Here is a 14,551-nt window from a genome sequence, read left to right as displayed (position 1 = left end):
CATTCTGCGGTGAATGAGGGTTGGGATTAATTCATTGCGGTATATGGGGATTTGTACAGGGTTATCTCAAATAACCACAGAAAGGGCCGGTGAGGGACGCCAACCCGGCCCGCTTTGATGACGGCGGGAAAGACCGCTGACAGCCGGGAAAGACCGGCATTCAATATCTAATCATTGATTTTTGCCAATTCAGGTGAGTTCGCTGGAGGATTAGTTGTGTCTGAAGAAAGGGCTTTTGAGGGGGTTTGGATTTCGGCCAGTTTATGGCTGGATAAATCCTTAACAATGCAAGAAAAGGTGATGTTGGTAGAGATCAAGAGTTTATCCGCTGACCCGGTGAGGGGCTGTTACAAATCTAACAAGGCGTTCGCTGAATTCTTTGGGGTTTCTACATCGAGAGTTTCGCAAATCCTCACCTCGCTAGAAGATAAGGGGTATATCTATCTTCGCCATAAGCGGGAGGGAAAACGGGTTGTTGAGCGGAACATTTTCCTGTCTGAAACGCACTCTAAAAACCAGCCTGACCTATTTAGAAAACCTAAAGGGGGGTATTTAGAAAACCTAAACGACCCCTTTAGGAATCCTAAAGAGGGGTATTTAGGTTTCCTAAAAGAGAGGAATACATTACTGAGTAATACAGTAGAGAATAATACTATTGGAACAAATCCGGATTTTTCGGAAGTTGATCCGATTGAATCTGAATTTGACCAGCTGTGGAAATCCTACCCAAAGCGCGCTGGCGGTAATCCAAGGGGTGAGGCCCTGAAGGCGTATCGCAAGCAACGCAAACAGCACCAGCCTGAAGAATTTCAATCAGGGCTGGATCGCTATCGCTCCTTCTGCGAGCAAACCGGAAAGATCGGGACTGAATACGTTATGCAGGCCAAGCGGTTCTTTGGCCGTGGAAAACATTGGCAGGAGGAATTCAGGCCTCCAGTGAGTCACCAACAGGGAGTGGGCAATGAAAACCATAACTCAGGCGCTGGCAACCGGCTCCAGCAGCAACAGCAGCAGATCAACACGGCCTTCGCTAGAGCCTCGGCACGAGAGGCTGCTGTTGGCGCTGTGGAAACGCATGGCGCAGCTGTATGGCCACAAGTGGACTTCCCAGCGCGCGTTGTATGACTCGGAGCAGGGGGAGCGAAATGGGGTTTACGGTGAGGATTTTATGCTGTGGGCGCGAAAGACACAGGGCTTGTCTGGCAAGGATTGGGCAAGGGGGATGGAAAACATCGAGCACCGCAATATCGAAGCTGCGCGGGGTGGGGAGTCTAGCTGGCCGCCGAACTATGCGGAATTTCTTGGGCTTTGCCAGCCGTCCCCAGGCAGTGCGGCGCACAACAGGTTTAAACCTCTGGCGCTGCCTGACGATGGCGCTCAGGAGCGGGCCCGACGCTGCGGGGAGAGCGAGCTGGCAAAAATGCGGGGGTTATTCCAGTGAGTTCAGAGGGCGTAGAGGAGGAGGTTTTGGAGGGGGAATATATCCCTTGCGAGGAGTCCACCAGCGGGCCAACTACCTGGGCCGAGATGCTGGAAGATTTTAACTGGTAATTACAAATCATCATGGAGCGTGAAGTATGACCGTTGTAACTCTGACAGAAGCCCAAGAGCGAATTATGACTACTGTTGCGAGTAGACCCTTAGCGGTATTTCGTACGGATAACCCGCGCCAAGTGGATCTGGTGTTTGCTCATACGGTGGTGACTCAAAATAAAATCCGAGAGGTGCATGAGGATTATTTGGGGACTTTCCACCGGGATAATTTACATGTGGCGAGGAAGGTTTTTAGGGAAAATGCCGAAAGTTTACGAGCGGCAGCGTGATAGGGCCCGGCGGGGCCAGTTGAGGTTAGTGTTTACAGTCTTGGGGAGGTGGCATGAGATTCGATTCAGCGAGACAGGCTTGGCATGATGCCTTTGATGGCTCTGCGGCGGCGTTTGATTATGAGGCTATGGGCAATAGGAGCACGGTCACCTCAAAGGCTCGGCGAGGGCGGAAATTAATTATTCGGGGTGAGGTGCAGGGAGAGGCTAATCAGGTGATTTGCCGCATTGATGCGCCTCGGGTGAGTGGTGTTGAAACGATTGTGGGCAAGGGTAGCGGTAGCCGGGTTATGGATTCCTGTGAGAAGGGAATCATTCAGAGCGTGGTTGCCAAGCTGAGACAAAGTGACCCACTGGCTTACTGCTGGGGCATGGCTGCCTATGCACCACCGGCAAAAAGATTTAAAGAGCGGGCGGCGCTGTTGCAGTACTTGATCTCTGAATTCGATAAGTGGGAGGAGCCGCACCCGAGGGATAAGGTTAGCCAGCTGGCGTTATTTTGTATTAGTGCGAGTGCGTTGCGGGATGTGAATGGGCGCAAGGTGGAGGTGAAGCAGGCCCGCGCTATTGTTGGCTGTAATAAATCCACCTGGGATCTGGAGTGGAAGAATATTTGGCGTAAATTACAGAGGCGTTTGGACCCGCTACCAGCACGTGCCCTGGGCCCTGTTTCTAAGGTTGTGGAGTGTTACAAAGAAAAGTTTCTGAAAGTGGGTTGACAGACTTTGGCCCAGGATGGTACTTTTTTTCTAGCTTGCGGTATTTCCGCTTGCAACAGAAACCCGGCTCCCCCAGCCGGGTTTTTTCGTTTCTGACTTTCTATTTTTCATTGCTCCATCACCTGTACTTGGCGGCGTTCTTGTGGGCGCCGTTTTTTTATTCCTTAGCTCTGCGAGCGGAAATTCATGAACTGCAATCTGCAACGATTCGCCTATGGGCCAGATGCCACATTGGGGCGGCTGAGAGTGCGCGACTGTGTGTTTTATACGGTAGAGCGCCCGTGGTTGGGTAATCGTCCGTTCGAGAGCTGTATTCCTGAAGGGGTTTATTCCTGTAATCCCTATAACTCACCTAGGTTCCCCAATGTGTGGGAGCTTCAGGAAGTCCCTGGCCGCACAAAAATATTGATCCACACTGCTAATTATTCGGCGGATGTGCAGGGCTGTATTGGTATTGGTTCTGGCCTGGCTCCCGGTGGCTGGTGGGTGATGCAATCCCGCAAGGCAATGCAGCAGTTGCGAGAGCTGTTGCCGCCTGAGTTTGATCTGACAATTACGCACTATGTGCCGGAGTATCCGTGATGGGTATTTGGTCTGGAGTTAAGGGTTTATTTGCTGGCCCAGAGTCTGCGGGCAAAGTGCTGGATGCCACTGTAAATACCGTGGATGCGGTGTGGTTTACCAATGAGGAAAAATCTCGTTGGTATCTCAAATACCTGGAAGCCACGCAGCCGCAGAACCGGGCACGGCGATTAATTGCCTTTCTGGTGACATTGGTTTGGGCGCTGCTGGTTTTATTTATTGCGGCGGCCATGGCTTTGAAGGCGCCTTTTGTAGCAGACCTGAAAGGCTTGCTGGTTGATGTGGTTGTGCAGCCTTACAGCATCATCATCGGTTTCTATTTCGTGAAGTCGTGGGTGAGTGAGGTTAAGCGGTGAACACTGTAGCTCAAGAGGCAGCGAGGGAAGCCATGGTTCAAAAGATCGCCAGTGCAACCACCACGGTTGCTGCGGGTACAGCGGTAGTCGGTGGATATGCAGCACAAGAGTTATTGGCGGTGGGTGGTTTCCTGATTGCTTTGAGTGGGTTCATTGTGAATTGGTATTACAACCATAAGCGTTTGAAGCTGCAGGAAAGGCAGCAGGACGGGGATGATGGACATTAGTGTAAAGCTGGATACTTCAAAGTTTGATCGAGCATCGGCTGAATTAAAAAAGCAGTTACCTTATGCCAGTTCGGTTGCCCTAAATAACGTGGCCTTTCGTATACGGGGGGAGGAGCGTGCGGCAATTGGGCGCATATTTGTAAACCCGGCGAAGCTGACGCTGAACTCTGTACTGGTGAAGAAAGCCACGAAGCGCTCAGGTGTTGCGAAGATCTTTATCCGAGATGAGGCAACCAACGGCACGGCTCCTAGTCAGTACTTGGCACCCTCGGTTATTGATGAGAACCGGATAGAGAAACGCTTTGAGCGTGCACTTCGTCATGCAGGCTTTTTACCAAGAGGTATGTATGCCGTGCATGGAAAGGAAGCCAAATTAAATAAGCATGGCAACATTTCAGTGGCGACTTATAAAAAGATCTTGGCAGAACTGCGCGCTAGCTCGGGCTCTAAAATGCGCGGGGTTGATAGCGCACAGGGCAGTAAGTCTAAATATTTTGTCGGAAAGATTAATGGGAAGTTGGGTATATGGAAAAGGGCCGGTGGTAAGCGCAACCCAACCGCTAAACCCATTCTTATATTCCTTAAAGGCAGGCCGAACTATCGCCAGCGCTTTCCTTTTGTTGGGATTGCACAGGGTATTGCTCGGCGGCACCTGCCGATAGAGCTTGATAAGGCAATGGACCATGCAATCAAGACTTCAAAGCGTTGATGAACGGGTCCTCCTGAGCGACCCAGCCCACGAGCAATTCGGGCCCGTGTTTTTAACAGATATCTAAAATTTCATAGGGGGTTATACCTTGGCTGGTGATATCTCTCTTGATGATCAGGCCACTCAATCGGGCTTTGCTCGCTTGGTTGGCGCTTCGCAGCCAGCGATTGCCAAGCACTACAAAGCTCAGCTGTTTACTGAAGGTGCCAGTTTTAGAGTTTGGCTTCATGAATATTGCGAGCGGCTGCGTACAGAAGCGGCAGGCCGTCAGGTTAGCGATGCCCGCAGCCGCCGCGATATGGCCCAAGCCATTGAGTCTGAGGTGAATGCTCAGATGAAAATGCGTGAGCTGTATAAAGATGATCAGCTAATCCTGGATATTGAGTCCGTACGCAAGGCGATGGTGGAGTGGTCCACCATTGGCAAGAATGAATTTTTAGGAGCGGTGGAAAGCATCGTTATTGCTATCGAGAGCCAGCATGCCATTACCATCGATCGCGAACCCCTACAGCCAAACATTGACGCTGCCCTCAAAGCTATTGGCAGTTACGAGATTGAATCTGAAGAGGCTGGTGGAGGAGGTGCGCCAGGCCTGGATACCGCAGCCTAAAATCCCGCTGATTGAGTGGTTGCCAGACAATATCAAACTGCCGTCGGAGGATAGCGATAACGCCGGTTATTACCGCAACGACTATGTGCCCTATTTCTGGGGCGTGATGCACGCACTGGATAATCCGGTGTCGTGGATGGTGGTAATGCAGAAGGCCGCGCAGATTGGCTGGACGGTTCTGCTGGCCACCGATATCTGTAAGGTCGCCGTCACCGACCCGGCCCGTATCCTGATGCTGTTTCCTAAGGATGAAAAAGGCCGGCTGTTTATGGATGAAAAGCTGGTGCCGATTATCGAAGGCTCGCCAGCAGTGAATCGGGTGATCGATATCACCACCAGCCGCAAGGGCGGCAGTCGCTCGACGCGGAAGAAATTCCCCGGCGGTGAGGTGCGCACCATTGGCTCCAACTCTATCTCCAATGTGAAATCCACCACAGCCCGCCGGGGCTATGTGGAGGAGCCAGACGATACCAACAAAGACGTCGGCGATCAGAGCGACTCTATTCGCCACTTGCGCGAACGCCTCAAGCGCATGCGCAATAAGAAATTAATTATCGGTGGCACACCTGCGGTAGCGGATCTTTCCCAGGTAGAGCATTACACCAAGCTCGGCACCATGCGCGTGCTGCCGGTGACCTGCCATGACTGCGGAGAATCCCATGTACTGGATTGGGAAAACGTTCGCTGGCTGAAGAAAGAAGAGGGCATACCGCACCCGGTATTCGGTCTGCACCAGCCTGATACTGCTATCTATGGCTGCCCGGAATGTGGCAGCGAATGGGATGACTACCGCCGCCAGACCAATATCCTGCAGACCTGCAAAACCGCGCGGGAAAGTGGTGATGATTTTGCCGGCTGGGTCAAAACCCAATGCGGTGAAGATTTTGGGCCCGATGAAATCGAACCGATAGAAACCTTTATGGAGCTCTCCGAGCTCTATGTGTGTATCCCCGGAACCGGCCTCGCCGATGTGGTGCGGGATTTTCTCGAAGCGGAGCATGAAGCCAAAAGCGGTGATGAATCCGCACGTATCGTATTCCAGAACAACAAACTGGGCCGGCCCTACCAGTATGCCGCTAGCCGCCTCCTGGACCATGAAAAACTACAAGAGGCCGCCGAGGATTACCCGGAATTATCCTGCCCCGCCGGTGGCCTGCTGGTAACGGTGGGCATCGATGTACAGCACGACCGCCTCGCGATATCGATACGCGCTTTCGGACGCAATGAAGAAAGCTGGCAGATGTTCTGGGGTGAGATCGATGGCGATACCGCAGACAAGCGTGACGACTGCTGGGCGGCCCTAGACAAGTTGGTATTCCAGCCTTTCGAGCATGAGCGCTTTGGCGAGATCCGCGCAGCGGCGGTGAGTATCGACTCTGGTGATGGTGGTACCAGCAATGCGGTGTATCACTGGGTACGAACCCGCGATAAAAAACATCGCAGCGTGCTGGTGATGGCCATCAAGGGTGACAGTAAAGACTTGGGCACCAAGGAAATCTTCACGCAACCTAGGCAGGTGGATTACAACAATCCCAAGCGCCGCACCAAGGCAGACCGCCACGGGGTTCGGGTTTATATGGTGGGTACCCATAAGGCCAAGGACCTGATCGCCAAGCGTCTGCTCGGCACCAGTGCCTACATGCACAGCTGCAAGCATGTGCGCCAGGACTACTGGGAGCAGGTGACTGCCGAAGTGAAAGCCCCAAGCAAAAAGCACAAGGGTAGGGAAACCTGGCAGCCGCGCCCCGGCAGGCCCAACGAGGGCACCGATACCGAGGTCTACGCCCTGCACGCAGCCCACGCCAAGGGCATGCATAAATACAACGAGAAAAAATGGTCCACCATCGAATCTCAGCTGGGCCAGCGCACCCTGTTTAGCGAACCGGATCAACCGCAGCCAGCCCCGAAAAAACCACACTGGCCAGCACAGCCGGTGGGCTCCCTACTGGATAGTTAAATGTCGAAAACCGCACAAGCCATGGTCGACCTCTATATCGAGGCCGAGATAGACGTGCTCGCCGGTAAAACCACGGTGATTAACGGCCGCCAATTTACGGCAGAGAACCTGCAGGAAATCCGTGCTGGCCGGCAGGAGTGGGAGCGCCGCGCACTGCAAGAACAACTAAAGGCTGCCGGCAAACGCCGCGGACCCGCCTACGCGAACTTTTACTAATGAACAAACTGGATTCTGTTATCGGGTTCTTTGCGCCCGAGGCCGCCCTGCGCCGCGTGCAAGCCCGCCGTGCCCTGGAGATTGCCGCCGCCTATGAAGCCGCGCGACCCAGTCGCCTTCGGAAAAATCCCGGTGATAACCGTAGTGGGGATTTAGTCATTGAAGGCAGTGTGGAAACCCTGCGCGGCCAGGCCCGGCACCTGGAGCAAAACCACGATTTTGCCTTTGGCATTCTCACCACCCTGACCAACAACATCGTTGGCCCACGCGGTATCGATGTGGAGTTCCAGCCCAAAACCTGGGATGGCGATATTCACGAAGGTCTCGCCAGCCAAATGAATGAAGCTCACAAGGAATGGGCGCGGCGCCCGGAATGCACCCGGCAATTCAGCTGGGGCAAATCCCAGCGCTTACTGTGCAATACCTGGCTGCGCGATGGCGAAACCCTGCTGCGGCACCTGCAGGGCACGGTACCCGGGTTAAAGCACCGCACCCTGGTGCCTTACACCATCGAATGCCTGGAACCGGATTTTCTGCCGGTGGATTACAACGATCCCAGCAAGCGCATAGTGCAGGGCATTGAGAAATCTGCCTGGGGGGAAGCCAAGGCGTTCTGGCTGCACGACGAACACCCGGGGGCCTCTCTGAACTGGCGTATGAAGCGCAGGCGCCACACTGCCGAAAATATCGAGCATCTGAAATTTGTGCGTAGGCTGCATCAGACCCGTGGGGTTTCCATCTTTGCCGCAGTGATGAATCGCCTCAACGATATTAAAGACTATGAAGAAAACGAGCGTGTTGCCGCCAAGATTGCCTCGGCCATGGTTGGCTTTATTCAGAAGGGTAGCCCTACTGAGTATGAGCATGATGATGCTTGGGATAGCGAAGGAAAGCGCATTCTCGATATCCGTGCCGGTGCCATCTATGACAATCTCCGCCCCGGGGAATCTGTCGGCACCATCCAAAGCAATCGCCCCAGTGGTCTGCTAACGCCATTTTTAGAAACCATGCACCGCATGGCTGCCGCCGGCACCATGGCCAGCTTTAGCAGTATCAGCAAAAACTACAACGGTACTTATAGTTCGCAGCGCCAGGAACTGGTGGAGCAGTGGACCAATTACGAAACCCTCAGCCTGGAATTTTGTGAGGAGATCGTGGAACCGGTCACCCGGCGCTGGGTGCAAATGGGGTTACTGGCCGATGCCTTTCAAGTGCCCGCTGATGTCGACCCGGCCACCCTGATGCATGTCGATTTTATTACCCCAGTGATGCCCTGGATTAACCCAGCCCACGAAGCCAGCGCCGATGAAACCCTGCTGGAAAATGTACTGGTCAGCCCACAGCAGACCATCCGCCGCCGTGGCAAAAAGCCGGACGATGTGATTAAGCAAACCGCGGCCTGGCAGCGGAAGCTGAAAGAAAACGATATCACCACCCCAAGCAAACGCACTGCGGTCCCCGCAGAAAATACTGAGTCCGACTCCGAGTCTGACTCCGACTCTTAATAGGAAACCGCAATGCCTAAAAAATCCTGGTACAGCATCACTTCCGCCGCAAACAAAGGTGAAGCCGATATTTATCTGTACGACACCATCGGTTATTGGGGGGTAACGGCAAAAGACTTTGCCCGAGATCTGAAAGCGCTCGGGGATATCAGCAAGATCAATTTGCACATTAACTGCCCTGGTGGTGATGTGTTCGACGGCACCGCTATTTACAACCTGCTCAAAGATCACAAAGCCGAGGTGGAAACCTGGATTGAAGGCATCGCAGCCAGCATGGGTAGTGTGATCGCTTTAGCCGGGGATACGGTTCATATCGCCGAGAACGCCTATTACATGGTGCACAACCCCAGTGCCGGTGTGCGAGGCGATGAGCGCGCCTTGGAAAAAACCAAGAGCCTGCTGGCAAAAGTCAAAACCACCATGATTGGTTTGTATGCCTCACGCACAGGGATGTCGGATGAGGAAATCAGCCAAGTCATGGATGACGAGACTTGGTATACCGGCGCCGAAGCCGTGGAAGCCGGCTTCGCTACTGATACCACTGCCGCAATGGAAATGGCTGCCAGCTTTAACGCCGATCACTTAAACCAATTCAAAAATACCCCGCAAGCCATTAGTGCATTGGTTATGCAGGGGCCCACTGAATTTAGATTCCCGTCTGCGGTTGCAGACAATCCCCCCAAAACCAAGGAGGCGCAAGCCATGACTACAACCACCTCCACTACGCCAGCTGCAACCGCTGCGACCGAGGTTACCCCAGAAATGAAAGCGCAGATTGCCGCCGATGCCAAAGCACAATTTGCAGCGGATGAGCAAAAGCGCAAAGACACGATTAAGGCCGTTTTTAAAGGCTTCGAAGCACACAGCACCGTGATGCAATCTTGCCTGGATGATATGGACTGCACCGCGGAAAAAGCCAAAGACCAGCTGCTCACAGCCCTGGGTAATCAAACCCCAACCCCGGTGCAAAGCTACAGCGTAGTGGTGCAGGAGGGGGAGGGTATCAAGCGCATCAAGGCGGATGCTGAGAATGCTATTGCCATACGTGCTTTTGGCGAGAAGCGCACCGAAGGCAACAGTCTGGCCGGCTATACCATGCTGGAAATTGCCCGCATGTTTATGCACGCCCACGGACAGAATCTAGCAGGGCTGGATAAAATGGGCGTGGTGGCTGCAGCCTTTACCCATAGCTCTGGTGACTTCGCTACCGTCCTCGGCAATATCGCCAATAAATCGATGCTGAAGGGTTACTCTGAAGCGGCAGAGGTGTTTCCGCAGTTTACCGCCACTGGAAACTTAAGCGATTTCAAGATAGCCACTCGCACGGATCTTGGTACCTTCCCCTCACTGCGCCAAGTGGCACCCGGGGCAGAATTTAAATATGTGAGTATCGGGGAGCGCGCCGAGACTGCCGCGCTGGCCACTTACGGTGAACTCTTCTCCATTAATCGCCAGGCGATTATCAATGACGACCTGGGGGCCTTCACCCGCATTCCGCAAAAGATGGGTCTTGCTGCTATTCGCACCGTGGGGGATTTGGTTTTCAGTATCCTGATCAACAATCCCAAAATGGCCGATGGCAAGGCCTTATTCCATACCGACCATGGCAACCTAGCTACTAAGGCAGGCATCAATACAGCCAGCATCGATGCCGCGCGGGTTTTGATGGGCAAACAGAAGGACGGTACCGCTTTCTTAAATATTCGCCCCAAATTCCTGCTGTGTGATATCGCCGATGAGGGGGCCGCAAAGGTAGCGCTGGAGTCAGAGTTTGAAGTGGGTGCTACTGAGAAATCCAATACCGTTCCCAACAGTGTGCGCAATATTGCCAGCGTGATCTCCGATGGTCGCCTCAGCGGGCACAATGGCTGGTACCTCAATGCCGACCCGGTAGCGCACGACACCATAGAAGTGCTTTACCTGGATGGCCAGCAAGCCCCAGTACTGGAGCAGCAAAACGGCTGGAATATCGACGGGGTAGAATTCAAAGTGCGCCTCGATGCAGCTGCGAAAGCCTGGGATGCAAAAGGCATGGTGAAAACGCCCAAGACCTAATACCCAGCTCAAACCGAGCCAAAACTTAAACAATCCGAACGAGGCCGCAATGTGCGGCCTTTTTTATTGCAACAGTTCTAACCCAATCGAGAGAAAGAGAATGGCTACTAATTTTGTACAAGACGGGCGCATGCTGGATTACATCAATAGCACCAGCGCGGATATTACCTCTGGCCAGGTAGTACCGGTCGGCGCAGTGCTGGGTGTAGCGATGGATGATATCGCCGTGGGCACATCTGGTGTGATCGCTATTGATGGCGTTTTCACCGTGCCCAAGATATCCGCTGCAGAGATCAGTCAGGGGGAAACCCTCACTTGGGGTATCTCTGCTGCAGCCTTTGACGATAGTGCTGCAACAGCCGCAACCGGGGATATCACTGGCCCTACCGCCTTTGCCGCAGAGGCTGCCGGTGATGGCGTTACCAGCCTAGCGGTGAAGTTTACCGGCGTGCCGGGCACTGTGAAGACCTAGGTGATCCATGGATCTGGACCAACGAGCCGCAGAGCGCGCGTTTCGTAAATGGGGCAAGCCCGCTACTTATTCAGACGGTAGCGGTGCTGAGCCTATTGATTGCCGGGTGATCAAGGATCAAGAGATTGACGACTTCGATGAGGATGAGCGTGTGCGGGTGCCGCGTATCGAGTTGAGTCTGTTGGTGAGTGAGGTGGGAGTTTACAACTCTGGGGCGGTGATAACGCTCAGTGGTGTGGCGTATCAGGTGCGCAGGCGGTTATCGGATGATGGAGTTGTTTGGCGGGTGTTGGTGGATGGGTAGCCCAAAAAGTAGAGTTATTGAATTAAGGCCTTTGGGTGTATTAAGGGTGGTCGAAAAGTGTACAGCCGTGCATTTTATAACAAAGATCAGCAGCAGCTGCTCCTATTTCTAGGTGAAACTTTGTAACCCATTGATACTTAAAGGGTTCCAAAAGTGATATAAAGCAGAGAAAATACAGAATTATAAAGACGCTGCTTTATATCTTTTTTTGTACATTTGCGCCAAGTGCAGATAGCTTATTGATATGCTGAGTTTTTTTCATCTTCGAAGGAAATGGGGCTTAGAAATATAGAGCAGGGTGATATAAAGAAGCTTCTTTTGAATTAACTGTTAACTTTCAAGGAGAGATAGTGGAACTTCCCAAGTTTAAATATCATCCTGACCCTCTAGCTACTGGCTCAATTGAAGCTAGTGATGAAGTCTGCGAGTGTTGTGGCAAAGCAACTGGTTATATTTATTCATCAATCCTCTATGCCGAAGAAGAAATCGAATTTATCTGCCCTTGGTGTATTTCCGATGGTTCGGCAGCTAAAAAATTTGATGGTACGTATATCGATGATTACCCACTAATAAATGCGGGTCTAAGCGAAGAAGTTATTTCAGAAGTTTGCGAACGAACCCCAGGCTATAACTCTTGGCAACAAGAGCAATGGCAAAGCCATTGTGACGATGCCTGTGAGTTTCACGGAGATGCTGAAAAAGAAGAGTTAAAGGCTTTATCAGGTGAGGCACTTGATTCATTCTTAGAAAAAGAAATGATCAAACCTGATATCTGGGTAAATATACTCGAAGGCTACCAAAAGGGCGGTAGTCCGGCTGTTTATAAGTTTAAGTGTCGTAAGTGTCCAGAAGTTATCTATACAATGGACTTCGACTAAAAAGTTAACAGGGTGCTCAACCGGACGTGGCTTCGCCCCGCGCGGTTAGCTTGGCGTTATGTGTCATCCGGTTGGGAGAGCTATGAGAAAAATTAGAATTTTATTCCTATTGCTTTTACCTCTATCATCTATTTCTGTGCAAGCTCTAGACGGGCAGGAGTGTAAGTCGAGCGTAGAAGCGTTCAGAGGTTTTACTGTAGCAGTTTCAAATGATGAGAATTGTATATCTATAAACTGCTCTGGGGTCAAAGCCAGAAACATAGAGTCCGCACTTGCTCTGTGTCATCAAACAGAAAAGGACCACAAGTTTTGCGGTTGGCATGGCAGTCAAATCGTAAATAATGCAAATATCCTGTTGGTTAATCCAGGTAATTACAATGTATCTATTAGCAAGTGCAGCACATAACAAGGCGCTGTTGTCGCAGCCTGCGGCTGCTGGGACGTCCCACTTCGTGGTCCGCCCCAAAGCTTGGCGTTATGGCACTAAAGGAGTTTCAATGAAGAAGGTATTATCTGCAATATTACTTTTGGCTAGCTCAAACATGGCTTTTTCATATTCTGAATGCATTATGGACGTTGATTCAGTTTATGTTACATCTGACGATGGAGGCGCTGAGGTAATATGGATTGAGCTGAGTAAGTCTGACGGAAGTAGCACTGCAGTTTACAAAGATTTAAGCAGCGAGTTGTCGGAAGATCAAAAGAATAGAATCTATTCTATGGGGTTAACTGCATTTACGTCAGGTAAACGGTTAAAGGTTAGGTACCCAGAAAATGGATTAAACTGTGATTCTTTAGGTGCGGCACGTAAAGATTTTTTGGGACTTAGGATGGTGAAGTAATCTTCTAGCGGTGCCATAACAAGGCATTGCAGCACGACCGCCAAAGCTACGCAGTTTTTGTGGTCGCCGCGCTTTTACCACAAAATCCGCCCAGCTTCGGCGGCGGCTGAATACGGCGTTAGGTTCGGGGAGAGTATGAATAGGTTTATTTTATTGATTTTACTTTTTCTTCCAGTTGTATCGGCCGGTACTACTTTGCCGAGGGTTGAAATTGGTGAGCTGCTAGATCGGTCAGATGTTACTGCTATTGTTAGAATAGAAAATGGTAGTACATTAGGAACTGAAGAGAAGCCATGTGGAGTTTCTTACAAGGCAAAGGTAATCAATCCTATAAAAAATTCAAAAGTAGGTGAATATATAGAGTTCGGTTATTTTATTGGCCACGGTTTAGGTAATTATTATCTTGTATTTCTAAATAGGAAAGAAAGTGTCTTTAGACCTTTAATGAGTACGAATTCTACTTCGCAAGCAGCTGAGGCAGAATTACGGAAAAATTGTCTATCAAGTTTTCCTGATTTGATTGTCATGCACAGTGGTTATGGTATTAGAAAGTTAGAGCGCCCAAGCGAAAATGGATACAAGGATGCCATATTACTTCCTACTCGTTATGTGGATATCAATACACCTGAAAAACTTTTAGAAACAGAAAGGGAAATATGTTACAGCTGGGAAAACTGTAAATGGATTACTAAAGAATATTTATTGGAATATCTTGGTAGGAAAAAATAAAATACCTAACAAATTGCTGCAGCTGACACCTTGAACTTAGTTTGAATTTCGCGCTGATGCGCAAAATCACCCTAAGTTCAATGCGCAGCTGAGCAAGGCGTTAGGGCTTAAGCAGGAGATACAAGGTTGTTTGAGGCATTCAAAAAGCATTCGGCAGCTACAAGAATTGTAGAAGAACAACTGTACGAGATAGTTGTTGAAGAGCTTGCTCAAGGGCTTAGGCGCAATGGTTTGTGGGCAAAGGCAGTAGCGAACGCCAATGGTCAAGATGAAAAAGCCAAAGCTCTTTACATTCAATATCGAGTTCAATCTTTAAAAGATGAACTCGAACTTGCGCGCCAAGCAAGTAAAGCTCAACAGCCACCACCTCAATCAGCCTTCACTAATAACGCGACTCCCGAAAACTTTAATCCAGAGCCATCATCAGAAAATGAGAAGTCTACGTGGATACACACCTTGGTGTGGACTATAGGCGGGCTATACGGCGCGCTATACATCTCGGGTTTTTTCTCACAATGATCAGCCCTAACAATTACAAGCAAAGGGATTGTCAGGCTACGCCTGCCA

The 14,551-nt window shown here is 51.1% G+C and carries 19 protein-coding genes; all 19 read left to right on the top strand.

Annotated features, from left to right (window positions below):
* The first annotated feature begins 216 nt into the window (after window positions 1-216).
* The 19 genes from ACJJIV_RS06810 to ACJJIV_RS06720 all read left to right on the top strand — a co-directional run bounded on the left by ACJJIV_RS06810 (window position 217) and on the right by ACJJIV_RS06720 (window position 14,503).
* Window positions 217-1,125, top strand: coding sequence for a helix-turn-helix domain-containing protein (locus ACJJIV_RS06810; protein ID WP_444891225.1), 909 nt, complete (start codon window positions 217-219; stop codon window positions 1,123-1,125).
* Window positions 1,076-1,441, top strand: coding sequence for a hypothetical protein (locus tag ACJJIV_RS06805; protein ID WP_444891224.1), 366 nt, complete (start codon window positions 1,076-1,078; stop codon window positions 1,439-1,441). Before ACJJIV_RS06810 ends, ACJJIV_RS06805 begins: the two co-directional genes overlap by 50 nt.
* 136 nt (window positions 1,442-1,577) lie before the next feature.
* On the top strand, window positions 1,578-1,823 hold the full coding sequence (locus ACJJIV_RS06800) for a hypothetical protein (protein WP_252084497.1): 246 nt from the start codon (window positions 1,578-1,580) through the stop codon (window positions 1,821-1,823).
* A gap of 53 nt (window positions 1,824-1,876) precedes the next feature.
* Window positions 1,877-2,542, top strand: coding sequence for a hypothetical protein (locus ACJJIV_RS06795; RefSeq protein ID WP_444891223.1), 666 nt, complete (start codon window positions 1,877-1,879; stop codon window positions 2,540-2,542).
* Window positions 2,543-2,728: 186 nt separating this feature from the next.
* Window positions 2,729-3,124 carry a DUF5675 family protein gene (locus ACJJIV_RS06790; RefSeq protein WP_226649293.1) on the top strand — a complete coding sequence of 132 codons (396 nt, stop codon included), beginning with the start codon at window positions 2,729-2,731 and terminating at the stop codon, window positions 3,122-3,124.
* Entirely contained in the window at window positions 3,124-3,480 is a 357-nt protein-coding gene (locus tag ACJJIV_RS06785; protein WP_444891222.1) for a hypothetical protein, read from the top strand. Before ACJJIV_RS06790 ends, ACJJIV_RS06785 begins: the two co-directional genes overlap by 1 nt.
* On the top strand, window positions 3,477-3,707 hold the full coding sequence (locus ACJJIV_RS06780) for a holin (protein ID WP_444891221.1): 231 nt from the start codon (window positions 3,477-3,479) through the stop codon (window positions 3,705-3,707). The genes ACJJIV_RS06785 and ACJJIV_RS06780 overlap by 4 nt, the downstream gene beginning before the upstream one ends.
* Complete coding sequence (locus tag ACJJIV_RS06775) at window positions 3,697-4,416, top strand: hypothetical protein (RefSeq protein WP_444891220.1); 720 nt, start codon at window positions 3,697-3,699, stop codon at window positions 4,414-4,416. Before ACJJIV_RS06780 ends, ACJJIV_RS06775 begins: the two co-directional genes overlap by 11 nt.
* A gap of 88 nt (window positions 4,417-4,504) precedes the next feature.
* Window positions 4,505-5,026: a hypothetical protein gene (locus ACJJIV_RS06770; RefSeq protein ID WP_444891219.1), complete on the top strand. Its 522-nt coding sequence runs from the start codon at window positions 4,505-4,507 to the stop codon at window positions 5,024-5,026.
* Window positions 4,971-6,983 (top strand): terminase gpA endonuclease subunit, encoded by a 2,013-nt coding sequence (locus ACJJIV_RS06765; RefSeq protein ID WP_444891218.1) that lies wholly within the window; start codon window positions 4,971-4,973, stop codon window positions 6,981-6,983. The genes ACJJIV_RS06770 and ACJJIV_RS06765 overlap by 56 nt, the downstream gene beginning before the upstream one ends.
* Entirely contained in the window at window positions 6,984-7,199 is a 216-nt protein-coding gene (locus tag ACJJIV_RS06760) for a DUF6148 family protein (RefSeq protein WP_444890033.1), read from the top strand. It begins immediately after the preceding gene.
* Window positions 7,199-8,704, top strand: a complete 1,506-nt coding sequence (locus ACJJIV_RS06755; protein WP_444891217.1) for a phage portal protein — start codon at window positions 7,199-7,201, stop codon at window positions 8,702-8,704. The genes ACJJIV_RS06760 and ACJJIV_RS06755 overlap by 1 nt, the downstream gene beginning before the upstream one ends.
* Window positions 8,705-8,716: 12 nt before the next feature.
* Entirely contained in the window at window positions 8,717-10,759 is a 2,043-nt protein-coding gene (locus tag ACJJIV_RS06750; protein ID WP_444891216.1) for a ClpP-like prohead protease/major capsid protein fusion protein, read from the top strand.
* A 100-nt stretch (window positions 10,760-10,859) separates the two neighbouring features.
* On the top strand, window positions 10,860-11,231 hold the full coding sequence (locus tag ACJJIV_RS06745) for a capsid cement protein (protein WP_444891215.1): 372 nt from the start codon (window positions 10,860-10,862) through the stop codon (window positions 11,229-11,231).
* Between the two features lie 7 nt (window positions 11,232-11,238).
* Window positions 11,239-11,535 carry a head-tail joining protein gene (locus ACJJIV_RS06740; RefSeq protein WP_444891214.1) on the top strand — a complete coding sequence of 99 codons (297 nt, stop codon included), beginning with the start codon at window positions 11,239-11,241 and terminating at the stop codon, window positions 11,533-11,535.
* A 350-nt stretch (window positions 11,536-11,885) separates the two neighbouring features.
* Window positions 11,886-12,413, top strand: coding sequence for a CbrC family protein (locus tag ACJJIV_RS06735; protein ID WP_444891213.1), 528 nt, complete (start codon window positions 11,886-11,888; stop codon window positions 12,411-12,413).
* Window positions 12,414-12,910: 497 nt separating this feature from the next.
* Window positions 12,911-13,255 (top strand): hypothetical protein, encoded by a 345-nt coding sequence (locus ACJJIV_RS06730; protein WP_444891212.1) that lies wholly within the window; start codon window positions 12,911-12,913, stop codon window positions 13,253-13,255.
* 135 nt (window positions 13,256-13,390) lie between these two features.
* A complete protein-coding gene (locus ACJJIV_RS06725) occupies window positions 13,391-13,984 on the top strand; it encodes a hypothetical protein (RefSeq protein ID WP_444888105.1) in 594 nt (197 codons plus the stop codon).
* A gap of 126 nt (window positions 13,985-14,110) precedes the next feature.
* Window positions 14,111-14,503, top strand: a complete 393-nt coding sequence (locus ACJJIV_RS06720) for a hypothetical protein (RefSeq protein ID WP_444891211.1) — start codon at window positions 14,111-14,113, stop codon at window positions 14,501-14,503.
* The last annotated feature ends 48 nt before the right edge of the window (window positions 14,504-14,551 follow it).

The organism is Microbulbifer mixtoriginis (SeqCode) (assembly GCF_052466765.1).
This window is presented reverse-complemented; position numbering and strand designations above follow the sequence as displayed.

Coding starts and splice junctions, on each gene's coding strand:
- ACJJIV_RS06805 (WP_444891224.1), top strand. CDS start 1,076: ATGGCGCAGCTGTATGGCCACAAGTGGACTTCCCAGCGCGCGTTGTAT.
- ACJJIV_RS06800 (WP_252084497.1), top strand. CDS start 1,578: ATGACCGTTGTAACTCTGACAGAAGCCCAAGAGCGAATTATGACTACT.
- ACJJIV_RS06795 (WP_444891223.1), top strand. CDS start 1,877: ATGAGATTCGATTCAGCGAGACAGGCTTGGCATGATGCCTTTGATGGC.
- ACJJIV_RS06790 (WP_226649293.1), top strand. CDS start 2,729: ATGAACTGCAATCTGCAACGATTCGCCTATGGGCCAGATGCCACATTG.
- ACJJIV_RS06785 (WP_444891222.1), top strand. CDS start 3,124: ATGGGTATTTGGTCTGGAGTTAAGGGTTTATTTGCTGGCCCAGAGTCT.
- ACJJIV_RS06775 (WP_444891220.1), top strand. CDS start 3,697: ATGGACATTAGTGTAAAGCTGGATACTTCAAAGTTTGATCGAGCATCG.
- ACJJIV_RS06760 (WP_444890033.1), top strand. CDS start 6,984: ATGTCGAAAACCGCACAAGCCATGGTCGACCTCTATATCGAGGCCGAG.
- ACJJIV_RS06755 (WP_444891217.1), top strand. CDS start 7,199: ATGAACAAACTGGATTCTGTTATCGGGTTCTTTGCGCCCGAGGCCGCC.
- ACJJIV_RS06750 (WP_444891216.1), top strand. CDS start 8,717: ATGCCTAAAAAATCCTGGTACAGCATCACTTCCGCCGCAAACAAAGGT.
- ACJJIV_RS06745 (WP_444891215.1), top strand. CDS start 10,860: ATGGCTACTAATTTTGTACAAGACGGGCGCATGCTGGATTACATCAAT.
- ACJJIV_RS06740 (WP_444891214.1), top strand. CDS start 11,239: ATGGATCTGGACCAACGAGCCGCAGAGCGCGCGTTTCGTAAATGGGGC.
- ACJJIV_RS06730 (WP_444891212.1), top strand. CDS start 12,911: ATGAAGAAGGTATTATCTGCAATATTACTTTTGGCTAGCTCAAACATG.
- ACJJIV_RS06725 (WP_444888105.1), top strand. CDS start 13,391: ATGAATAGGTTTATTTTATTGATTTTACTTTTTCTTCCAGTTGTATCG.